The following is a 21,664-nucleotide window of genomic DNA, read 5'->3' as shown; positions in this document are numbered from 1 at the left end:
GCTGCCCATGTGAAACGTCAACAGACCCTAGGTAACTGATCATTTAAGTGCCTTTTAGCTGCGACAGGCTTTCAGTCAACCGTACAACTGCTGTTTAGCGCGATTGGCCTGCTTCATGATGAGCGCCAGGGGGCTCGCCGGAGAAGCGATTCGAAGACCTGGGCGCCGAGTCGCTGGTGACACGACCGACACCTCTCTTTTCCGGCCGTCTCAGCGTCGTGTTCCGGAAGAAAAACCGTTCATGCCGGATTTCGTGGTGGAGCGCTGGCTGGCCGTCATGCATGACCGCCGCCCTGAAGAGAGCGGCGGCTGCTGGGGTTGGGCAGGAAAGGGATACCGTTGTGACGATATCGCGCTGCCACTATGCCTGGCGCGTGGCCTGGAGTGCTTCGATCAGGCTGCGCATCTCGTCATCGGTGCCGATCGAGATGCGCAGGAAATCGCGCAGTCCATCCTTGTCGAAATGACGCACCAGAATGCCGCGTTCACGCAGTTCGCTGAAAATCATCGCGCCACTGCGTTCCGGATGACGCACGAACAGGAAATTGGTCTGTGACGGCAGGACTTCGAACCCCAGAGCCTCGAGCTGCTGGCGCGTCCACTCCCGCGTCGCGACGACCCGTTCGCAGCAGGCCCGGAAGTGTTCGTGATCTTCCAGCGAAGCGATGGCGACGTCGCTGGCCAGCGTGTCGATCGGATAGGAGTTGAACGAGTTCTTGACCCGCTCCAGCCCTTCGATGAGCTCGCGCGAGCCGATGGCGTAACCCACGCGCAGCCCCGCCAGACTGCGCGATTTGGACAACGTTCCGGTGACCAGCAGGTTGGGATGTTCGTCGACCAGCGGGATGGCGCTTTCGCCGCCAAAATCCACATAGGCCTCATCGACCAGCACGACGCTCTCGGTGATACGTTCGAGCAGACGGGCGATGGCCTGGCGCGGGTGACCGTGGCCGGTCGGCGCGTTGGGGTTGGCGAACACGACCCCGCCGTTATCGGTATCGAAAGCTTCCAGGGCGATCTGCCAGTGATCGTTCAGCGCCACGGTGCGATAGGCAATGTCGTACAGCTTGCAGTAGACCGGGTAGAAGCTGTAACTGATCGCCGGCATCAGCAGCGGCTTCGGCTGGCAGAAGAAGGTCTGGAACGCCAGCGCCAATACCTCGTCGGAGCCGTTGCCGACGAAGACCTGTTCCGGCTCGACACCATAGGTCTTCGCCAGCGCCTGACGCAGTGCCGAAGATTCCGGGTCCGGGTAGAGACGCAGATGATCCACCGCGAACCGTTGCAATACCGCCTCGACGGCGGGAGAAGGCGGATAGGGATTTTCGTTGGTATTGAGCTTGATCAGTTTCTCGCGTGGCTGCTCACCCGGTACGTAGGGGGTCAGGGCGCGAACGGCGGGGCTCCAGAATCGACTCATGATCTCTCGCGGACACGTAATGGATACGATGCAGACAACTGCGGCAGGGCAGCGCTCATAGTGACGTCAGGCTCGAATCGGTGCAAGCCAGCCGGGGAATATGAACGTTCGGGTTGATTAGTGCTCTAACGGCCTCATCTACGGAATATCCGATTCACGATTTACATCCCTATCTTCGAAGGAATTCCATGGCCTACGACAAGCTGCTTTCGCCCATCACCGTCGGTGATGTCGAACTCGCCAATCGCGTCATGATGGCGCCACTGACTCGCGCTCGGACGCCGGACAGCATCCCCGGCGCACTGCAGGCCGAATATTACGCCCAACGGGCCGGCGCGGGTCTGATCATCAGCGAAGCGACCAACATTTCGCCCACGGCACGAGGCTATGTCTACACGCCGGGCATCTGGACCGACGATCAGGAAACCGGCTGGCGCCAGGTCGTCGATGCCGTGCATGGTGCCGGCGGGCGGATCGCCCTGCAGCTCTGGCATGTGGGCCGCATCTCTCACGAGATGGTGCAGCCGGAAGGTCAGGCGCCCGTCGCGCCCAGCGCCTTGCGCGCCGAGGGCGCCAACTGTTTCGTCGAGTTCGAGGACGGCAGTTCCGGCCAGCATCCGACCAGCACGCCACGGGCGCTGACGCTGGACGAGATCCCCGGCCTGATCGACGACTACCGCCAGGCTGCCAGGCGCGCCAAGCGTGCTGGCTTTGATCTGGTCGAGGTGCACGCCGCCAACGCCTATCTGCTGCAGCAGTTTCTCGCTACCGGCAGCAACCGGCGCAACGACCGCTACGGTGGCAACGTGGTCAACCGAGCCCGTCTGCTGCTGGAAGTCGTCGATGCCGTGAACGAGGTCATGGGAGCCGGGCGCATCGGTGTGCGGCTGTCGCCCTTCATCGAAATCTTCGGTCTGTCGGATGACGAGCCCGAAGCGATGATGCGCTATCTGGCCAGCGAATTGAGCCGTCGCCAGATCGCCTACCTGCACATCAACGAGCCCGACTGGACTGGCGAAGGCCCGCAGTTGAGCGACGATTTCCGCCGTGACCTGCGCGAGCGTTTCATCGGCACGCTGATCTACTGCGGGCACTACACCGCCCAACGTGCACAAGCGCTGATCGAAAACGGACTGGGAGATGCCGCTGCCTTCGGGCGTCCCTACATCGCCAACCCGGATCTGGTCGAGCGCTTCCGTCGGGATGCCGCGCTCAACGAGCCGAATCCGGAAACCTTCTATGGTGGCGGGGCCGAGGGTTACACCGACTATCCGACGCTGGATTGAGCCGTTTGCGCGTGGCAGCCTGAGCCGTGGTGGCTGAATGGGGTGTCACGCGGGAAACTTACCGCTATCCTGTCATCATGTGGCCGCCAAGGCGGCCTATATGGCCCAGAAGTGAAGGAGAACCGATATGCAGATCAGGACGTTGCTGGCCAGCGCCGCCACGGTTGCCGTATTGGCCGGTTGTGCCAGCGGTGGCACCCAAACGCAGACCGGCACCGCCGATTCCTCTGCCGGAATGTCGTCGACCACGACCACCTACGAAGGCACGCTGCCTTGCCGCAGCTGTGATGGTATCGACCTGACCGTCGACCTCAGCGGCACCGAGTCGTCGCCTGCCGCCGAGCGCACCTTCACCCTCGAGGCCGACTACCGGAATCATCCGCAGAACCCGGATCCGGAGCAGTACGAAGGCCAGTGGGAAACGATGAGCGGAACGGCGGTCGATCCGCAGGCAACGGTTTATGAGCTGACGCCGAACGGCGAAGGCCAGATCTACTACTTCCAGAAGATCGATGACAGCACGCTGGAGTTGATCGATCCCCAGCGCCGTCGTTTCGAAAACGGCGAGATGCTGCGCCTGAACCGTCAGTAATCGTTACGCTGACGAGCAGATCGAGGCGGCCATTGGCCGCCTCTTGTCGTTGAAGGACAGTCGTCAACGGGCAGCCGGTGTGGAAAAGCCATCTATGGCACCATGCATGTCTGCCATTCACCTGCTTGATGGAGACCGCCGCGCGTGGCAAAAGCGAAAAGCGCCTTCGTCTGCACCGAATGCGGTGCGGACTACAGCAAATGGCAGGGCCAGTGCAGCAACTGCCGCGAGTGGAACACGCTGAGCGAGGTCAGGGTCGGCGGCGCCCGGCCCGGCGCACCCGCGAGCGGCAGTGGTGCTCGGGGCGGTTATGCCGGCGCGCTGTCGCGAGAGGTTGTCGATCTTTCCGGCGTCGATCTTACCGAGGTGCCGCGCTTCAGTTCGACGTTCGAAGAGTTCGACCGCGTCCTCGGCGGCGGCCTGGTGCCCGGTTCGGCCGTGCTGCTGGGCGGCCATCCCGGCGCCGGCAAGTCGACGCTGCTGCTGCAGACTGCCTGCCGCCTGGCCCAGAGCAAACGCGTGCTCTATGTCACCGGCGAGGAGTCGTTGTCCCAGGTGGCGATGCGCGCCCACCGTCTGCAACTGCCGACCCAGGGGCTCAAGATGCTCGCCGAGACCAGCATCGAGACGCTGCTGGCCGTGGCCGAGCGGGAACGCCCCGAAGTGCTGATCATCGACTCCATCCAGACCATGCACCTGGAAGATATCGGCTCCGCGCCCGGCGGCGTCGCCCAGGTCCGGGAGTCGGCGGCGGCACTCACGCGCTTCGCCAAGCAGAGCAACACCGTGTTGATGCTGGTCGGCCATGTCACCAAGGACGGCACGCTGGCCGGCCCCAAGGTGCTCGAACACATGATCGACGCCTCGCTGCTGCTCGAAGGCGGCAGCGACTCCCGGTTCCGCACCCTGCGCGGGCAGAAGAATCGCTTCGGCGCGATCAACGAACTCGGCGTGTTCGCGATGGTCGAGCTCGGCCTCAAGGAGGTCAAGAATCCCAGCGCGATCTTCCTGTCGCGAAGCGAGGAGCTGGCCTCCGGCAGTCTGGTGATGGTGGTGTGGGAAGGCACACGGCCGATTCTGGTCGAAGTGCAGGCACTGCTCGACGAGTCTGCGCTGGGCAACCCGCGTCGCGTCGCGGTGGGGCTCGATCACAACCGCTTGGCGATGCTGCTGGCCGTGCTGCACAAGCACGGCGGGCTGTTTACCGGCGACCAGGATGTCTTCCTCAACGTCGTCGGCGGGGTCAAGGTGCTCGAGACCAGCGCCGACCTGGCGGTCCTGCTCGCCGTGGTCTCCAGTCTTCAGAACCGGCCGTTACCACGGGAACTGGTGGTGTTCGGCGAAGTGGGGCTGTCCGGCGAGATCCGTCCGGTACCCAGCGGCCAGGAGCGCATCATCGAAGCCGCCAAGCATGGCTTCACGCGGGCCATCGTGCCGCGCGGCAATGCGCCCAAGAAGGCGCCTGCCGGCATGCAGGTGGTGGCGGTCGACAAGCTGGCCGAGGCGCTGGAAGCGCTGTGAACGTGGCGGTCCACGGGGCCGCCTGTCTTGTCGCCGGCGGGGATCGTGTCGCCGGCGCTGAGTCTCGTCGCCGCGTCGGGTAAACTGCCAGCCAGGATCGATATCCCCAGGAAAGAGACGAGGAACAGACCATGAGTGCCATTCGCCTGACGCAGTACAGCCACGGGGCCGGCTGCGGCTGCAAGATCGCCCCCGACGTGCTCGACCGCATCATTGCCAAGGCCGGGCCGGGCGCCAACAGCAAGCATCTGATCGTCGGCAACCAGGGGCGTGAAGATGCCGCCGTCTATGACCTGGGCGACGGCCGCGGCCTGATCTCGACTACCGATTTCTTCATGCCGATCGTCGATGATCCGTTCGACTTCGGCCGCATCGCCGCGACCAACGCCATCAGCGATGTCTACGCCATGGGCGGCGAGCCGATCATGGCGCTGGGCATTCTCGGCTGGCCGCTGGACAAGCTGCCGGCGGAGATCGCCGGCGATGTCATGTCCGGCGCCCAGGCCGTCTGTCGCGAACTGGGCGTCGCCCTGGCGGGCGGCCACTCCATCGATGCACCGGAGCCGATCTTCGGGCTCTCGGTCAACGGCCTGGTCGATCTCGACAACCTCAAGCTCAATAGCGGCGCCAAGCCGGGCGACCTGCTCTATCTGACCAAGCCGCTGGGCGTCGGCCTGCTGACGACGGCGGAAAAGCAGGGCTTGCTGGAAGCCGGTCACCACGGCCTGGCCCGCGAGACGATGCTGATCGCCAACGATATCGGCAAGGAACTGGCCAAGGTCGAAGGCGTGCATGCCATGACCGATGTCACCGGCTTCGGCCTGGCCGGGCATCTGAGTGAAGTCTGCGCGGCGAGCGGCGTGGAAGCGCGGATCGATTTCGCCAAGCTGCCGCGGCTCGCCGAAGCCGAGGCCTATCGGCGCAAGGGCGCCGTACCGGGTGGCACCGCGCGCAATCGCGAGGCGATCGGCAAGGCGCTGCCGGACATGGACGCCGCCCACTGGCAGTGGCTGTGCGATCCGCAGACTTCCGGCGGCCTGCTGCTGGCGGTGGATCCGGCCTGGGCCGACGATGTCGAGCGAATCGGGCGGCAGCATCAACTCAAACTGGAAGCGTTCGGCGAATGCGTCAGCAAGCGCGGCGGTGCCAGCCTGATCGAGGTACGCGGTTGAAGGACGACGACAAGAGCCGTGCAACGAGCCATGAGTTGATCGATGCCGATCTGGCGCTGCTCCAACGACCGTTGATCGATGTCCGGGCGCCGATCGAATTTGCCGCTGGCGCCTTGCCGGGGGCGATCAACCTGCCGTTGATGGACGATGACGAGCGCCGCGAGGTCGGCATTCGCTACAAGCACGCCGGCCAGGCCTCCGCGGTCGAGCTGGGTAACCGCCTGGTCTCCGGCGAGAGCCGCGAAGCGCGGTTGGTCGCCTGGGAACAAGCCATCAAGGCAGCGCCGGATAGCGTGATCTACTGCTTCCGCGGAGGCATGCGATCGAAGATCTCGCAGCAATGGCTCGCCGAGCGCGGCTATCCATTGCCACGGATTCGCGGTGGCTGGAAGGCGATGCGCACCCGGTTCATCGAAACGCTGGAAGCCCACAGTCAGGCACCCTTGCTGCTGGTCGCCGGTCTGACCGGCTGCGCCAAGACGGCGCTAGTCAATTCGCTCGATTCTGGCGTCGACCTGGAAGGCCACGCGCGTCACAAGGGGTCGGCCTTCGGCCAGCATCCGTTGGCCGGACCATCGCAGATCGATTTCGAGCATGGCCTGACGCTGGACCTGATGCGCCTGCCTCATGCGCGGGTGGTCGAGGACGAGTCCCAGCGTATCGGGCGGCTGGCGATTCCGGCCACCTTCTGGCAGGTAATGAAAGCCGCGCCCTGTATCCGGGTGGAGATGCCGCTGGAGTGGCGTCTGGAGCAGATCCGCAAGGATTACATCGAGGACCTGAGCGAGATCTATCATCGCGACTACGGCCCGCATCTGGGCGAAGTGCTGTTTCGCAAGCAGCTCTCCGGCGCTCTGAAGCGCCTCGGCAAGCGTCTGGGCGGCGAGCGTCTGGCGCGATTGACCGAGGCGCAGCAACGGGCCTTCGTGGCCCAGCGCCACGGCAACGTGCAGGCTCACGAGGCCTGGCTGGCACCGCTGTTGCAGGAGTACTACGACCCGATGTATCGCCACCAGATCGAGCATCAGCCCCGGCCGACACTGCACGTCGGGGATTGGGACAGCTGTCTGGCGGTCGCCCGGCAGTGGGAGCGCGAACAGGCCGGTTAGGAGCAAGGATATCTAGCTCAACGCTCGCCCAGCCACTGGGTCATGATCCGGTCCAGTAGTGCCGCCTGCCGATCGAACCGTCTCGGGTCGTCAAGAATCTCGTCGCGAGTCTGTACGTAGGGCGCGGCGTTGGCTGCCGGCAGGTCGTGATCGCACAGCGCCGCCGTACCCTGGGCCGTCAGCTCCAGATGGCATTGCAGCGCGACGACGCGGCCCAGATCCCAGGCGAACCCCTGGACCGGGCCGGCCGGCGTGCTGCCCAGCGGCAGGCAGCCATCCGGCAGGCCGAAGATGTCGCGATGCCAGAGCAGGGCGTCGAAGGTTTCCGGCAGGTCGAAGGAGCTTTCGTCCGCCAGGGTCAGCGGCTGCCAGCCGATTTCCGGCTGCACGGCGGGCGAAACGATGGCGCCGAGCGCCTCGGCGATCAGGCCGGCACCGAAGCCGATGCCGAGCACCGGCTTGTTGCTTTTCAAGGCGCGATCCACCAGCTTGCGCTCGCGCTTGAGCAGCGTGGCATCGGGCGGTTGCAGCGCATCGAGCAGTACCAGCGCGTCGCAGTTGGCCAGTGGCGGTGGCAGTTCGCCCTCGTCCAGTCGGCAGTGGTTGTAGCTGTGGCCCATGCCAGTGAGCCAATCCGCCATGCGGGCGGGGCCGAACAGCGGGCTATGCTGAAGAAAGTAGATATGCATGATAGGTCCAATGATGGGGACGACCGGACCACTCCACAAGCGAGGAATGGGGTTTTAGCGATGGCCATTCGTGCCCAGATCCTGGAACAGATCTATACCATCGTGGCGCAGATACCCGCGGGGCGCGTCACCACCTACGGGCGGATCGCCCGGATGACCGAAGGCGCCACGGCGCGCCTGGTCGGGACGGCGATGCGGCAGCTGCCCGCGGGGCACGATCTGCCATGGCACCGGGTCATTGGCGCCAGCCGACGAATCGCGGAGCACGGCGGCGCCCAGCGCCAGCACGAGAAATTGCGCGCCGAAGGGGTCGTTTTCGATGCCGGTGGTCGCGTGCCGATGCATTTGATGTGGCCAGATTGACGAGGAATTCATGACAAAGCCCACGGGTAGCTTTAACGCCAGACTCCGCCAGCTCGACGCGCGCCAGCAGATCGCTTTCATGGCGGCGCTGAGCGAACGCCTGGTGCCCAACTACGCGCTCTATGCCGGCATGAGCGGCCACGGCAATCCGAGCGTGATGAACAATGTGCTGGATCTGGTATGGGAACGGCTCAAGGTCGCCTCGGCCCGGATCGACTTCGACAAGCAGGCCGAGAAGCTGGCCGAAATCGAGCCGCCGGAAGACGACGACAGCTTCGGTGCGCGACGGGCGACGGAGAGCGTCATGGCATTGACCACGCTGCTGGATGCCCTGCGCGGCGAAGCCCCGGAGGCCGCGCTGGAGGTGGGCCGGGTTTCCCGCAATGGCGTACGCGCCTATATCGAGATGACCGAGGGCAGCGAGGACGCCGAGCGGCTCGATGCGCTGTTCCGCGAGCACGAGCTGATGGAGGACGAACGTGATTTTCAGGACGCGGTGCTCGAAGCGCTCGAGGCCGCCCCCAAACTCGATGATCTCTCGGCGCTGCGCGCATTGGGACGCAACCAAGGCGTCAGCAATCTGGGCCTGAGCCTCGATTGATCGGCGTCGACCGGTTGTGGATAAGCTGGTCGTGCCAGAGTCTGTTGATAACGGCTTGTCGATGGAAAGACAGGAGCAAGGCGATTGGAGGCCAATAACCGCGGTAGCGGCCGACGCGCAAAAATAACGTTCAAGGAGGAACATCATGCAGAAACGTTGGTTGGTCGGTGGCCTGGCATTGGCGACAGTGATGCTGGCGGGTTGCCAGAGTCTGGGATGGAGCGGCGATGCGCTGCGCACCGAGCCGGTAGTGAAAAGCGTACACGAGCCCGGCTGCGAGGGTGACGGCTGCGCCACCGTCAACGCCGCCTACCTGCGCTTCCCTGAATCGCCACGGCTCTCCGACGAACTCGAACGGCGGCTGTTCGGGCTGGCGAGCGGACTCAGCGAGAGCCCCGACGGCAACGCCATGGGGCAGGCCCGTTCTTTCGATGACTTCGCCGATCAGGTATTCGCGGCCGCCCGCAGCGCCCGCCAGGACGTACCGGAACTGCCCGGCTTCGAGGCCGATCTCAGGGCGGACATCGTGGCGGATCACGACGACCTGCTGGTGATCGAGCTCGACGGTTATCTGTATAGCGGCGGTGCCCACGGCCTGCCGCTAACCTCTTACCTGGTGATCGATCGCGACACGCAGCAGGTGGTGGCTCTCGACGACATGCTGCTTCCGGGGCAGCGGCCGGCTTACGAGGCGGCGTTGAAGCGGGCGCATCAGCGCTGGCTGAAGACCGACCAGGCCAGCGGATTGTCAGAGATGCAGTGGCCGTTCGCGCTATCCGACAACGTGGCGCCGTTGGTGGACGGGCTGGCGGTGAAGTACCAGGTCTACGATCTGGCGCCGTACGCGGCGGGGCAGCCGCAGTTGATGATTCCCTCCGCCGAGCTCGACGGCGTTCTCGAGGCGCGCTATCTGCCTTGATGATGGCGATTATCGGGCCAATCGCTGGCTACGGTAATCTGTGTTGGGAGTAGAAAACGCAAGCGCCGCGCCTGGAATTCAGGCGCGGCGCTTTGGGATCGCCAGGTTCGCTCGGCAATGGCCTCAGAGGCGCATCTCGATGCCATGCTCGGCCATGTAGCGCTTGGCGTCAGGAATCGTGTACTCGCCGAAGTGGAAGATGCTGGCGGCGAGTACCGCATCGGCACCGCCTTCCTTGACCCCGGCCACCAGATGATCGAGGTTGCCGACACCGCCGGAAGCGATCACCGGCACCTCGACCGCATCGCTGATCGCGCGAGTCACGCCGAGATCGAAGCCCACCTTGGTGCCGTCACGGTCCATGCTGGTCAGCAGCAGCTCGCCGGCGCCGTACTCGACCATCTTGCGCGCCCAGTCCACGGCGTCCAGCCCGGTCGGGCGGCGCCCGCCGTGGGTGAATATCTCCCAGCGCGGCGGTTCGCCTTCGGCGCTGACCTTCTTGGCGTCGATCGCCACCACGATGCACTGGCTGCCGAAGCGCTCGGCGGCCTCGCGCACGAAATCCGGGTTGGTGACGGCGGCGGTATTGATCGAGACCTTGTCCGCGCCGGCATTGAGCATGGTGCGAATATCCTCGCAGCGACGAATGCCGCCGCCCACGGTCAGCGGAATGAACACCTCGCCGGCGATGCGCTCGACCATCTCGACGGTGGTGCCGCGATCTTCATGGCTGGCGGTGATGTCGAGAAAGGTGATCTCGTCGGCGCCCTGCTGGTTGTAGCGCTTGGCGATCTCGACCGGATCGCCGGCGTCGCGAATCCCCACGAAATTGACGCCCTTGACCACGCGGCCGGCGTCGACGTCGAGACAGGGAATGATGCGTTTGGCCAGTGTCATGAGCGGACTCCCGCGGTGTCGATCCGGTCGCCACGCATCGAATCGCCCTGAATCGAATCGCTCAGCGCCTGTGCCTCGGCGACGTCGAGCGAGCCTTCGTAGATGGCGCGTCCGGTGATGGCGCCGATGATGCCGCTGTCGGCGACCTTGGCCAGCGCACGAATGTCTTCCAGATCGGTCACGCCGCCCGAGGCGATCACCGGCAGGCCGCCGTCGCGGGCGAGTTGCGCGGTGGCTTCGACGTTGACGCCCTGCATCATGCCGTCGCGGGCAATGTCGGTATAGACGATCGAGGAAACGCCGTCGTCGGCGAATCGCCTAGCCAGATCCACCGCCTTGACCGTGGATACCTCGGCCCAGCCATCGGTGGCGACGAAGCCGTCGCGGGCGTCCAGGCCGACGATCACGTGGCCCGGGAACCGGCGGCACATCTCGCCGACGAAGTCGGGTTCCTTGACCGCCTTGGTGCCGATGATCACGTAGCTCACCCCGGCAGCGAGATAGTGCTCGATGGTCTCGGCACTGCGGATGCCGCCGCCGATCTGGATCGGCAGATCCGGATAGGCGCGGGCAATGGCCGTGACGGCGTCGCCGTTGACCGGCTTGCCCTCGAAGGCGCCGTTGAGATCGACCAGGTGCAGCCGCCGCGCGCCGGCCTCGACCCAGCGTGCGGCCATCGCGACCGGATCGTCCCCGTAGGAGGTCGCATCATCCATGCGGCCCTGCTTGAGGCGCACGCACTGGCCGTCCTTGAGATCGATGGCGGGAATCACCAGCATGGCTTCGAATCCTTTGACTGTGAGTCGGTTAGGTGCTGTCCGAGAAGTCGGCGCGATGACCAGATAAGACAAAAATCGGCGAAAGAACGGAGTTTACAGAGGGTAAATGAGTATCTTGAGCCAATTTCTAACGCCATATGGGTGAGCGCAGCCACTTTTCGGATGGTGCCTAGGGCGCCCAGTTGACGAAATTTTCCAGCAGTTGCAGGCCGTCCCCGGCGCTCTTCTCCGGGTGGAACTGGACCGCGAAGACGGTACCGCGACCGGTGACCACATGGGCGTCGACGTCGGCATAATTGGTAGTACCGAAGATATCGGCATCGCTGGCGGCCTCGACGTAATAGCTGTGCACGAAGTAGAACCTCGCGCCGTCCTCGATGCCGTTCCACAGCGGATGCTGGTGATGCTGCGCTACACGGTTCCAGCCCATGTGCGGCACTTTCAGGCGCTCGCCTTCGGGCGTGGTCAGCTTGTGGCCGAAGTGACGCACGCGACCGGGGAGGAAGCCCAGGCAGTCGACGCCGCCGTTCTCCTCGCTGCGGTCGAACAGCATCTGCTGGCCGACGCAGATACCCAGCAGCGGCTTGGCCTGCTCCTCGAGCAGATCCTTGACCAGGCCTTCGAGCTCGGTGCGCTGCAGTTCGCCCATGCAGTCGCGGATCGCGCCCTGGCCGGGCAGCACCAGGCGCGAGGCACCGCGAATCGAGCGCGGATCGCGGGTCACCATGACGTTTTCATGGGTGACGTGCTCGAGCGCCTTGGCCACGGAGTGCAGGTTACCCATTCCGTAATCGATCACGGCGATCGTCATTGCGGTTTCCTCGCTGATTCGGTGGTGGCGATGGGCGGTATCACAGGCTGCCTTTGGTCGATGGCATCTGGCCTGCCATGCGGGGGTCTTCCTCGACCGCGGCACGCAATGCCCGGCCGAACGCCTTGAAGATGGTTTCCGCCTGATGGTGGGCGTTGAAGCCCTTGAGATTGTCGATGTGCAGCGTGACCTGGGCGTGATTGACAAAGCCCTGGAAGAACTCCCAGAACAGCTGCGTGTCCAGCCGGCCGATGGTCGCGCGGGTGAATTCGACATCCATGAACAGGCCCGAACGGCCGGAGAAATCGATCACCACGCGAGACAGCGCCTCGTCGAGCGGCACGTAGGCGTGGCCGTAGCGACGAATGCCCCGCTTGTCGCCGATCGCCTGGGCGAAGGCCTGCCCCAGAGTAATGCCGAGATCCTCGACGGTGTGGTGCTCGTCGATCTCGAGATCGCCCTTGGCATCGATTGTCAGGTCGATCATGCCGTGGCGAGCCACCTGATCCAGCATGTGGTCGAGGAAAGGAACCCCGGTCTGGCAATCCAGGCGGCCGCTGCCGTCCAGGTTGACCGTGACCGTGATCTGCGTCTCGTTGGTGTCGCGCGACACCGTGGCGATGCGCTCGGACATGCGTGGGGAATCTCCCGGTACGGTTGGCGAGAATCGGCCATTATAGTGAATCGAGCCCTGCATCCGCTACAATGGCGGTGTTTATCGGGCGGCGATCTTCGCCGCCCACCGATCAGTCAGGCCGTTCTGCCGACAAGGAGACACAGGGGGCATGCCGGAAGCCACACAGCACGTCGAGTCGCATCATCCAGTCGTTCCCGGTAGAGCGATTCCTGGTCGCGCGACGTGGCGACGATGTACCGTCCATCGGCCGCTGGCGTCTGTCGATCACGCACAGGGGGGATGGGAATGAAGGGGCTGTTCAGAACGCTGCTGGCGGCAGTCGGTGTCCTGGGGATTCTGGTCGTGGTGGCGGTGGTCTATATCACCACGTTCTTCGATCCGAACGATCTCAAGCCGCGTCTGATCGAGGCGGTTCGCAACCAGAGCGGCCTTGAGCTGCGTCTCGACGGCCCGCTGTCGTGGTCCTTCTATCCGCGCATCGGCGTCAGCGTCAAGGATGCCGAAGCCTGGCTTCCCGAGCAGTCCCGGGAGGATGCGCCCTTCGTCGGCTTCGACAACGCCGAGGTCAGCGTGGCGTTCACGCCGCTGCTGACCGGAGACGTCTCGGTCGACGGCCTGATCCTCGATGGCATGCGCCTCAATCTCGCCCGCGATGCGCAGGGCCAGGGCAACTGGCAGGTGCTGCTGGATCGCCTGGCCGAGAACGAGGGTCAGAAGGGGGCCGAGTCGTCGAAACCGGCGCAGCCAGAGAAATCAGAGAAAGAGACATCAGAGAAAAAGGGCCCCGGCCTGAAGCCGGGCGCCGATCAGGCGGTGGCGTTCGACATCGCCAGTATCAAGGTCTCCAACAGCCAGGTGAATTACGTCGATCGGCAGAAGCCGCTGGACATCACGCTGGCCAACCTCAGTTTGCAAAGCAGCAATGTCAGCCCGCAATCGTCGTTCCCGATCCAGCTCTCCTTCGATGTCGAGGGTCGCCAGCCGGATGTGAACGGCAACCTGCAGCTCAAGAGCCAGATGCGGATGGATCTCGGTGCGGGGCGCTATACCTTCGAGAGCGTGACGCTCAACGGCAAGGCGCAACTGCCGACACTGGCCGAGCAGGCCCAGACGCTCAACCTGAAGGTCGCCACGCTGGTCGCCGATACCCGGGCGAAACAGTACCGGGCCGACGACATTCAGCTTGGCGCTTCGCTCTACCATTCCGCCATGCAGGAAACACCGCTGTCGCTGGATCTTCAGGGCGATGCGGCGGCCGATTTCCAGGCCCAGACCGCCACGCTCGGCGACCTCGTTTTGACCGGCGACGATGGCCTGGACCTGAAAGGCAGCGTGAACGTCACCCAACTGAACGACGCGCCCCGCTATCAGGGCCGGATGGAACTGGCGCCGCTGTCGGTGCGGGACTGGCTGACGCGCTTCGGTATCGAGGTGAACAGTGCCGACGACGAGGCGCTCACCGCGCTGTCGCTGAGCGGCCCGTTCTCCGGCGATGCGCAACGGATCGACTTCGACGATCTGCAGATGACGCTGGATGACACCCAGTTGCGCGGCTCGCTGGGCGCCACGTTCGATGGTCAGGCGCTGAATTTCGATCTTGCCGGCGATCGGCTCGATCTGGACCGCTACCTGGCACCGCGATCGCAGGATGCCGGTGGCGATGCGACGGGCGACGACGCCAAGGACACCGCCTGGCTCTCGGCGCTCGGCGTCGCGCCGGCGTTGGCCGCGGCCGAAGGCGCCGAGCTGCTTCCCGTCGACTGGCTCGCCGGGCTCGAGCAGGAAGGGCATCTGACGCTGGATTCTCTCAAGGTCAAGGGTATCGACCTGAGCGACGTCGAGCTCGCCACCAGCGGTAGCGGCGGGCGCCAGCGCCTCGACTCTCTCGGCGCCAATCTCTACGACGGCTCGCTGCAGGCTTCCAGCGCGCTGGACCTGCGTCAGTCGCCGATCCAGCTCTCCTTCACCGAGCGCATGAACGGGGTCGACATCGCGCCGCTGTATCAGGGTTTCAGCGGCAAGGCGTCACCGCTGCGCGGCAAGCTCAATCTGCAGGGCGATTTCGATTCGCGGACCAACACGGTCGAAGGGCTCAAGCAGAACCTCGACGGTCAGGCTGCACTGCGTGTCGACGACGGCGCCATGCTCGATGTCAACGTCTCGCGTCAGCTGTGCACGGCGGTCGCGACGCTGGAAGGGCGTGAATCGACCCGCGAGTGGAGCAAGGACACCGCCTTCGATCGCCTGCAGGCCAGCGTGACGGTCGACAATGGCGTGGCGCACAACGACGATCTCGTCATCGCCATCCCGGGCATCGAGGTGACCGGCAAGGGTGACGTCAATCTGGTGACCAACCGTCTCGATTATCGCGCCGCGGCGCGCTTCACCGATACCGCCGACGAAGCGGCCTGCGGCGTCAACCCGAGGCTGGCCCGGATCGACTTCCCGATCCGCTGCCAGGGCAGCCTTGACGAGGCGCCGGGGCAATGGTGCGGATTCGACCGCGAGGCATTCCAGAGCTCACTTGCCGAACTGGCCAAAGACGAGGCCAAGCGCAAGGCCGGCGAACGGATCGACGAAGAACTGGACAAGCAGCTCGACGACGAGACCCGCCAGAAGATCGACGAAAAGCTGGGTGACGGCGCGGCGGAAAAGCTGGGCAACAAGATCCGGAATCTCTTCCAGTAAGCCTGGTCAACACTCAGCCTGGGCGCCGATGCCATGTCGGCGCCTTGTCATCCGGCTGGCGGATGACCGCTTCGCTTGCCGTCTTCCTGCTCCGTTCATCACCTCGACACGGTCCCGTCGCTTGGGGGCCGGAGTCGCTATCATCATTCCGAGCTATCATCATTTCGAAGAGGTGCCGTTTGGCAGAAATAGCCCTGTCGGCCGAAGCCTTCCGCGAGCGCGTGTTCGACTGGTTCGACGCGCACGGCCGCAAGTCGTTGCCGTGGCAGTACGACAAGACGCCCTACCGGGTCTGGGTCTCGGAGATCATGCTCCAGCAGACCCAGGTCGCCACCGTCATTCCCTACTTCGAACGATTCATGGCGCGCTTCCCCGATGTCCACGCACTGGCGCGAGCGCCCCAGGATGAGGTGCTGCACCTGTGGACCGGGCTTGGGTACTACGCCCGCGCCCGTAACCTGCATAAGGCCGCCAAGGTCGTTGTCGACGAGTACGATGGCGAATTCCCGACCCATGATCTCGAGGCGATGACCGCCTTGCCGGGAATCGGCCGCTCCACTGCCGGGGCGATCGTCAGCATCAGTACCGGCCGGCGTGCCGCGATTCTCGATGGCAACGTCAAACGCGTGCTGGCCCGGCTGCATGCGGTGGAAGGCTGGCCCGGCAAGAACGACGTACTCGCCCGGCTATGGGCGCTGGCGGAGCGTTACACGCCCTCGGAGCGGCTGCCGGACTACACGCAGGCGATGATGGATCTGGGGGCCATGATCTGCACGCGCGGCAAGCCGAGCTGCCTGCTGTGCCCGTTCGAGGATGTCTGCGAAGCGCATGCCCGGGGCGAAGAGCGCCGGTACCCCGGTTCCAAACCCAAGCGCGAATTGCCGACGCGGCAGACACAGATGTTACTGTTGCTGGACGAGGCTGGTCGGGTGCTGCTGGAGCAACGCCCGCCCAGCGGCCTGTGGGGCGGCCTGTGGGGCTTCCCCCAGTTCGATGGCGACAGCGAACTGCACGAGTGGCTGGAGCGGCACTGTCGAGGCGTTCATCTGGAAAGCGCCTGGCAGCCGTTCACCCACACCTTCACCCACTTCCGGCTGGAGATCACGCCGCGACCGGCGCGGCTTCCGGATCGGAACGCCGCCACGGCCGTGGCCGAATCGAATCGGCAGTGGGTCGATCCCGCCGAGCCCGCCAGCATTGGTCTGGCGGCACCGGTCAAGGCGCTGCTGGCGACACTGGCCCAGACGCACGCACTCAACGCATGACAGGAGGTTTTCATGGCGCAGACCGTATTCTGCCGCAAGTACCAGCAGGAACTCGAAGCTCTGGCTTTCCCGCCGCTGCCCGGCGCCAAGGGCCAGGAGATCCAGCAGACAGTCTCCAAATGCGCCTGGGAGGAGTGGCAGGCGCTGCAGACCCGGCTGATCAACGAGAAGCATCTCAACATGCTGGACCCGCAAGCGCGGGAGTATCTGATGACGCAGATGAACCGGTTTTTCGACAACCAGGAAACCGATCACGCCGAAGGATACGTGCCGCCCAGCCAGTGAATTTCGGGCGGTGTGAAAAGAACTCATCTTTTTGAAATAAAAGGGTTGACCCCAAAACGGCTTGCTGGTTAAATGCGTCCCCGTTGGCGAGGGCCAGATAGCTCAGTTGGTAGAGCAGGGGATTGAAAATCCCCGTGTCGGCGGTTCGATTCCGTCTCTGGCCACCATCAATGCTGGGGTATCGCCAAGTGGTAAGGCACCGGTTTTTGGTATCGGCATGCGCAGGTTCGAATCCTGCTACCCCAGCCATCGCTAACGTCTCTATGCTCGCCGACATAGCTCAGTTGGTAGAGCAACTGACTTGTAATCAGTAGGTCCCGGGTTCGACTCCTGGTGTCGGCACCAGAGCTTAGAGATGGTGGAATAGCTGAATTGCGATGAGCAGGTCCGGGGTAAACACCTTGGCACCTGCATCAGCGAAAGCCTCAGCATCATGTAGCCTCGAAAATTGTCCCGCCCAGCATCTATTGCACTCATTCCGCTTACCACTGGATGAGGTGCAGTTATGCGTGTTTCAGCAACGGTTTGCTCCAAGGGCGGCGTCGGCAAGACGACCACGACGGCCAACCTCGGCGGTCTCCTGGCAGATGCCGGTCTCCGGGTTCTCCTCATAGATCTGGATTCCCAGCCAACCCTCTCTTCCTACTACGAGCTGTCACAGCCGGCCCCCGGCGGCGTGTACGAGCTACTCGCGACAGAGCTGGTCGACCTCGACCAGATCATCTCTCATACCGCTGTCTCCAATCTCGACATCATCGTCTCCAACGACTATCGGAATCAGTTGCAGCAGCTGTTGCTCAACGCCCCGAATGGACGCTTCCGCCTGATCGACCTCCTCGATCGCTTCGCCGATCGCTATGACGCCATCCTCATCGATACCCAGGGCGCGCGCTCAGTGATTCTCGAGATGGCCGTCATGGCCGCCGATCGGCTGATCTCTCCCATCGTTCCCGAACTGCTCACCGCCCGCGAATTCGTGCGCGGCACTCAGGGCATGCTCAACGAGCTACGCGAGCTGGCACGTTATACCCGTTTCGAGGTGCCGCCGGTCTCCATCCTGCTCAACAAGATGACCGACCAGCTCCGTGATGCCCGTGACATCGCCGACAGCATTCGCACCATGTATGCCGAGGTAGAAGATCACGGCATCAGCGTGCTCGAGACGCCGCTGGTCAATCTCTCCGCTTACCGTTCGGCCGCGCTCCAGGGCTTGCCCGTCCATCGGGTCGAGCCGCGAAAGCCCTACAGTCGCAAGGCGCCGGCCTGCGCCGATCAGCTCAAGGCAGTGGCCATTGATCTCTATCCCGAGTGGGCCGACGCCATCCACGCGGTAGGCGCTGTCATCTCCAACGGTAAATCCGGCACCGGGAAATCGGGGGTGGGCCATGTCCATTGAGACCCAATCCCCTGCACCCGTCGGGGCAGAAGCCATGGGGCTTCTGCCGCCGCACAGTATCGAGGGTGAGCAGTCCACGCTTGGCGCGTTGATGCTCGACAACACGAAGTGGGAGGACATCTGCGAGATCGTCGACGCGTCAGCGTTCTATCACTATCCGCATCGGCTGATCTTCAAGGCGATGGAAGAGCTTTCCCATGATGAGAAGCCGCTCGATGTCGTGACACTCTCCGAGCTGCTCGAGCGCGATGGTCATATCGAGACCTGTGGGGGTCTGCCCTATCTGGCCGAGCTGGCTCGCAACACGCCTTCAGCGACGAATGTTGTCGCCTATGCGGGCATCGTACGAGAGCATCAGCGCCGTCGTCAGTTGGCCAACATGGGCCGCGACCTCTGCCAGCGGGCGCTGGATGGACAGCAACTCAGCCAGGCATTGATCGAGGCCACTGAACACCAGCTGTTCGCGTTGGCCGAGAACCGGCAAGGCAAGGAGACCGGCATACGTCACGCCTTGACGGCGGCGATCGATACTATCGACCGCGCTTTCAATGCCAAGGACGGCATCACCGGCACGCCGACTGGCTACAAGGATCTCGACGAACTCACTTGCGGCTGGCAGGACTCCGACTTGATCGTCATCGCCGGTCGCCCCTCGATGGGCAAGACCACGCTGGGCATGAACCTCGTCGAGAATGCGCTGGTCGCCACGGCCGGTCGCACCGAGCTGGCCACCGCGCCGATCTTCGTCTTCTCGCTCGAGATGCCCGAGGAGCAGTTGATGCTGCGTCTCATGGCCAGCATGGGGCGTCTGGATTTGAGCAAGCTGCGCTCAGGCCAGCTCGATGACGGTGGCTGGGAAAAGCTGACCTCGGCCACGAACCGCATACTCGGCTTCGAGGAACGTCTGTTCGTCGATGACTCCAGCGGCATCTCCGCGACCTCTCTCAAGTCACGCGCCCGCCGGCTGGTGCGCCGCCACGGCAAGCCCGCCCTGATCCTGATCGACTATCTGCAGCTGCTTGAGGAGCCAGGCTCCGAGAACCGCAACAACGAAATCTCTGCGATTTCTCGCATCCTCAAGGCTACTGCCAAGGATCTCAACTGCCCGGTGGTGGCGCTTTCGCAACTCAACCGCACGCTGGAGAACCGTCCCAACAAACGCCCCTGCATGGCCGATCTGCGCGACTCCGGCGCGATCGAGCAGGATGCCGATGTCATCGGGTTCGTCTATCGCGACGAGGTCTATAACCCCGACAACCCTGACAACAAGGGACTCGCCGAGCTGATCATCGGCAAGCAGCGCAACGGGCCTACCGGCGCGGTGCATTTGACGTTCGTAGGCTCGAGCACGCGGTTCGAGTCGTTGGCGTGGAAGCAGGTACAGGAGGGACGGTCATGAGCTTCATTACCACCCACTCAGGCCACTCTGTTCACATGGCCAGCCCAACGCCACGGATGATCGACCCCGTGGACATCGGACGCTCACTGAGCCGCATTTGCCGATTCGGCGGGCATACCCGTCAGCATTACAGCGTCGCGCAGCACTGTGTGCTCGCGAGCCAGTTCGTGCCTGCCGAACATCAGCTTACGGCCTTGATGCACGACGCCACCGAAGCCTATATCGGGGACATGGTGTCGCCGCTGAAAGCGCTGATGCCGGAGTTCAAACGTATCGAAGGTCGGTTTTGGGCAGCGATTGCAGAGCGTTTCGGGCTCCCCGGTGCCATGGATCCCTGCATTAAGAATATCGACCTGATCCTGCTCGCAACGGAACGCCGGGACTTGCTGTGCGAAGGGGATTCCTGGGATTGCCTAGAAGGGGTGGTACCACTGCCAATGCGCACCCAGCCCTGGTCGATGGATCATGCCTTTGGGCAATGGATGGCGCGTTATGAATATCTAGCTTCTCAGCGAGAGGCAGAGGTGGAGTTCAGGAGGGTCGCGTCATGACAGTGAGGATTCCTCTGATGCGCTACCACGGCGGCAAGTTCCGTCTGGCCCCGTGGATCATGGCGCACTTTCCTCCAATCTCCGCCTTCGATGTCTACGTCGAGTCCTTTGGTGGCGCTGCAGGTGTCCTCCTGCAGAAGCCGCGCAACTACGCCGAGGTCTACAACGATCTGGATGGCGATGTCGTCAATCTGTTCGAGGTGCTGCGCAGTTCCGAGCAGCGCCAGTGCCTCATTGAACAGATCGCGCTCACCCCCTATGCGCGTGTCGAGTTCGAGCGTGCCTGGGACGACACCCCGGATCCGGTAGAGCGCGCTCGACGGCTGCTGATCCGTGCCCACATGGGTTTCGGTTCCGCCGGCGCGACCCGAGGCAATTCCGGCTTCCGCACCGATACCCGACGTGCCCACGGCACGACACAGCATCACTGGCAGCGGTTGCCGACCGTGATCGGTCTGGTGGCCGAGCGGCTGTCGGGTGTGCTGATCGAGAACCGCGACGCCCTGACCGTCATCGCCCAGCATGACTCCCCGCGCACGCTTCACTACGTCGATCCCCCTTATCTCGAGGAGACCCGAGAGAAGGGGCATCGGCGCGTTTACAGCCATGAGCTGAGCGACCTGCGTCACATTGAATTGCTAGAGCGCCTTCGGCTCGCTCAGGGCTACGTGATTCTCTCCGGCTACGACGCCGACCTCTATCGTGACGTGCTCAGGGGTTGGCGCATGGCTCGACGGCATGTGCAGGCATCGGCCCAGCGTGGTTCTGGGCAGCGTACCGAGTGTCTGTGGCTCAATCCGCGGGCGGCGGAATGGGCCGGTCAGATGGAACTCAATCTTCCCTACCAGGAGGTGGCCCATGCCTGACGCACTGCCGATTCGCTGCTCGACGCGCGCCCTGAAGCGCGTGGTGCGTTATGCCGTGACTCATGGCTGGATTGTCGAACGCACCCGTGGCGGCCACGTTCGCTTCATCAAGCCGGGCTGCCCGCCCGTGTTCACCGGTTTTTCACCCAGCGACGCGCGTGCCGAGAAGAACGTGCTGGCACGGCTACGCAGGGAACAGCGACATGAGGGGGACGAGGCATGATTCCTGATCGCATCCTTCGCAAGATCGAACGTTGCCTGGCGCTGTCACGATCGGCCAACGAGCACGAGGCCGGAACGGCACTGCGTCAGGCGCAGCATCTGATGGACGAGTATGGCGTCAGCGAGATTGATGTCGCGGCATCGACCATCGACCGAGTGGCCGTTAAGTCGCCGACCGGACGCAAGCCGCCGCGCT

General features: G+C 63.9%; 23 protein-coding genes and 3 tRNA genes. 20 read left to right on the top strand and 6 right to left on the bottom strand.

Features of this window, described 5'->3' with window-relative positions:
* Window positions 1-361: 361 nt before the first annotated feature.
* The gene (gene hisC / locus CCD76_RS17445; RefSeq protein ID WP_087720715.1) at window positions 362-1,420 is read right to left on the bottom strand and encodes a histidinol-phosphate transaminase; all 1,059 of its coding nucleotides are present in this window, start codon (window positions 1,418-1,420) and stop codon (window positions 362-364) included.
* A 188-nt stretch (window positions 1,421-1,608) separates the two neighbouring features.
* Here hisC and CCD76_RS17440 point away from each other — a divergent pair, with 188 nt between their 5' ends.
* From CCD76_RS17440 to mnmH, 5 genes are all read left to right on the top strand, one after another.
* The gene (locus tag CCD76_RS17440; protein ID WP_087720713.1) at window positions 1,609-2,706 is read left to right on the top strand and encodes an alkene reductase; all 1,098 of its coding nucleotides are present in this window, start codon (window positions 1,609-1,611) and stop codon (window positions 2,704-2,706) included.
* Window positions 2,707-2,833: 127 nt separating this feature from the next.
* Window positions 2,834-3,298, top strand: a complete 465-nt coding sequence (locus CCD76_RS17435) for a copper resistance protein NlpE N-terminal domain-containing protein (protein WP_087720711.1) — start codon at window positions 2,834-2,836, stop codon at window positions 3,296-3,298.
* A 144-nt stretch (window positions 3,299-3,442) separates the two neighbouring features.
* On the top strand, window positions 3,443-4,819 hold the full coding sequence (gene radA / locus CCD76_RS17430) for a DNA repair protein RadA (protein ID WP_087720709.1): 1,377 nt from the start codon (window positions 3,443-3,445) through the stop codon (window positions 4,817-4,819).
* A gap of 131 nt (window positions 4,820-4,950) precedes the next feature.
* Window positions 4,951-5,991 carry a selenide, water dikinase SelD gene (selD, locus tag CCD76_RS17425; RefSeq protein ID WP_087720707.1) on the top strand — a complete coding sequence of 347 codons (1,041 nt, stop codon included), beginning with the start codon at window positions 4,951-4,953 and terminating at the stop codon, window positions 5,989-5,991.
* Between the two features lie 35 nt (window positions 5,992-6,026).
* Window positions 6,027-7,100 carry a tRNA 2-selenouridine(34) synthase MnmH gene (mnmH, locus tag CCD76_RS17420; RefSeq protein WP_256961364.1) on the top strand — a complete coding sequence of 358 codons (1,074 nt, stop codon included), beginning with the start codon at window positions 6,027-6,029 and terminating at the stop codon, window positions 7,098-7,100.
* A gap of 17 nt (window positions 7,101-7,117) precedes the next feature.
* Here mnmH and CCD76_RS17415 read toward each other — a convergent pair whose 3' ends face one another.
* A complete protein-coding gene (locus tag CCD76_RS17415) occupies window positions 7,118-7,789 on the bottom strand; it encodes a type 1 glutamine amidotransferase (protein ID WP_087720703.1) in 672 nt (223 codons plus the stop codon).
* Between the two features lie 60 nt (window positions 7,790-7,849).
* On the opposite strand from CCD76_RS17415, the gene CCD76_RS17410 reads away from it, so the two are divergent.
* The 3 genes from CCD76_RS17410 (at window position 7,850) to CCD76_RS17400 (ending at window position 9,672) form a co-directional block, all read left to right on the top strand.
* A complete protein-coding gene (locus CCD76_RS17410; RefSeq protein ID WP_087720701.1) occupies window positions 7,850-8,152 on the top strand; it encodes an MGMT family protein in 303 nt (100 codons plus the stop codon).
* Window positions 8,153-8,162: 10 nt separating this feature from the next.
* Entirely contained in the window at window positions 8,163-8,753 is a 591-nt protein-coding gene (locus CCD76_RS17405; protein WP_087720699.1) for a YjaG family protein, read from the top strand.
* 145 nt (window positions 8,754-8,898) lie between these two features.
* A complete protein-coding gene (locus tag CCD76_RS17400; protein WP_087720697.1) occupies window positions 8,899-9,672 on the top strand; it encodes an RsiV family protein in 774 nt (257 codons plus the stop codon).
* 123 nt (window positions 9,673-9,795) lie between these two features.
* Here the strand turns inward: CCD76_RS17400 and hisF are convergent, their stop codons facing one another.
* From hisF to hisB, 4 genes are all read right to left on the bottom strand, one after another.
* Window positions 9,796-10,569, bottom strand: coding sequence for an imidazole glycerol phosphate synthase subunit HisF (hisF, locus tag CCD76_RS17395; protein ID WP_087720695.1), 774 nt, complete (start codon window positions 10,567-10,569; stop codon window positions 9,796-9,798).
* Window positions 10,566-11,348, bottom strand: a complete 783-nt coding sequence (gene hisA / locus CCD76_RS17390) for a 1-(5-phosphoribosyl)-5-[(5-phosphoribosylamino)methylideneamino]imidazole-4-carboxamide isomerase (protein ID WP_087720693.1) — start codon at window positions 11,346-11,348, stop codon at window positions 10,566-10,568. Before hisA ends, hisF begins: the two co-directional genes overlap by 4 nt.
* A gap of 169 nt (window positions 11,349-11,517) precedes the next feature.
* Complete coding sequence (gene hisH, locus CCD76_RS17385; protein ID WP_087720691.1) at window positions 11,518-12,159, bottom strand: imidazole glycerol phosphate synthase subunit HisH; 642 nt, start codon at window positions 12,157-12,159, stop codon at window positions 11,518-11,520.
* Between the two features lie 40 nt (window positions 12,160-12,199).
* Window positions 12,200-12,793, bottom strand: a complete 594-nt coding sequence (gene hisB / locus CCD76_RS17380) for an imidazoleglycerol-phosphate dehydratase HisB (protein ID WP_087720689.1) — start codon at window positions 12,791-12,793, stop codon at window positions 12,200-12,202.
* A gap of 288 nt (window positions 12,794-13,081) precedes the next feature.
* Here hisB and CCD76_RS17375 point away from each other — a divergent pair, with 288 nt between their 5' ends.
* From CCD76_RS17375 to CCD76_RS17320, 12 genes are all read left to right on the top strand, one after another.
* Complete coding sequence (locus CCD76_RS17375) at window positions 13,082-15,484, top strand: AsmA family protein (protein ID WP_087720687.1); 2,403 nt, start codon at window positions 13,082-13,084, stop codon at window positions 15,482-15,484.
* 179 nt (window positions 15,485-15,663) lie between these two features.
* Entirely contained in the window at window positions 15,664-16,749 is a 1,086-nt protein-coding gene (mutY, locus tag CCD76_RS17370) for an A/G-specific adenine glycosylase (protein WP_087720685.1), read from the top strand.
* 12 nt (window positions 16,750-16,761) lie between these two features.
* Window positions 16,762-17,034: an oxidative damage protection protein gene (locus tag CCD76_RS17365; RefSeq protein WP_087720683.1), complete on the top strand. Its 273-nt coding sequence runs from the start codon at window positions 16,762-16,764 to the stop codon at window positions 17,032-17,034.
* 91 nt (window positions 17,035-17,125) lie between these two features.
* Window positions 17,126-17,201: transfer RNA gene (locus CCD76_RS17360), tRNA-Phe, on the top strand.
* A 7-nt stretch (window positions 17,202-17,208) separates the two neighbouring features.
* Window positions 17,209-17,283 (top strand) — tRNA-Gln (locus tag CCD76_RS17355).
* A gap of 20 nt (window positions 17,284-17,303) precedes the next feature.
* Window positions 17,304-17,379, top strand: a tRNA-Thr gene (locus tag CCD76_RS17350).
* Window positions 17,380-17,539: 160 nt separating this feature from the next.
* A complete protein-coding gene (locus tag CCD76_RS17345) occupies window positions 17,540-18,430 on the top strand; it encodes a ParA family protein (protein ID WP_075563473.1) in 891 nt (296 codons plus the stop codon).
* Window positions 18,420-19,829: a replicative DNA helicase gene (dnaB, locus tag CCD76_RS17340; RefSeq protein WP_075563472.1), complete on the top strand. Its 1,410-nt coding sequence runs from the start codon at window positions 18,420-18,422 to the stop codon at window positions 19,827-19,829. The genes CCD76_RS17345 and dnaB overlap by 11 nt, the downstream gene beginning before the upstream one ends.
* Complete coding sequence (locus CCD76_RS17335; RefSeq protein WP_087720681.1) at window positions 19,826-20,380, top strand: phosphohydrolase; 555 nt, start codon at window positions 19,826-19,828, stop codon at window positions 20,378-20,380. Before dnaB ends, CCD76_RS17335 begins: the two co-directional genes overlap by 4 nt.
* Entirely contained in the window at window positions 20,377-21,246 is an 870-nt protein-coding gene (locus tag CCD76_RS17330) for a DNA adenine methylase (protein ID WP_087720679.1), read from the top strand. The genes CCD76_RS17335 and CCD76_RS17330 overlap by 4 nt, the downstream gene beginning before the upstream one ends.
* The gene (locus CCD76_RS17325; protein ID WP_087720677.1) at window positions 21,239-21,469 is read left to right on the top strand and encodes a type II toxin-antitoxin system HicA family toxin; all 231 of its coding nucleotides are present in this window, start codon (window positions 21,239-21,241) and stop codon (window positions 21,467-21,469) included. The genes CCD76_RS17330 and CCD76_RS17325 overlap by 8 nt, the downstream gene beginning before the upstream one ends.
* On the top strand, window positions 21,466-21,664 hold a 199-nt coding region (locus tag CCD76_RS17320; protein WP_143543314.1), incomplete at its 3' end, for a DUF2786 domain-containing protein. The genes CCD76_RS17325 and CCD76_RS17320, both read left to right, overlap by 4 nt.

The organism is Salinicola salarius, from assembly GCF_002179555.1.
Classification (GTDB): Bacteria; Pseudomonadota; Gammaproteobacteria; order Pseudomonadales; family Halomonadaceae; genus Salinicola; species Salinicola salarius_A.
This window is presented reverse-complemented; position numbering and strand designations above follow the sequence as displayed.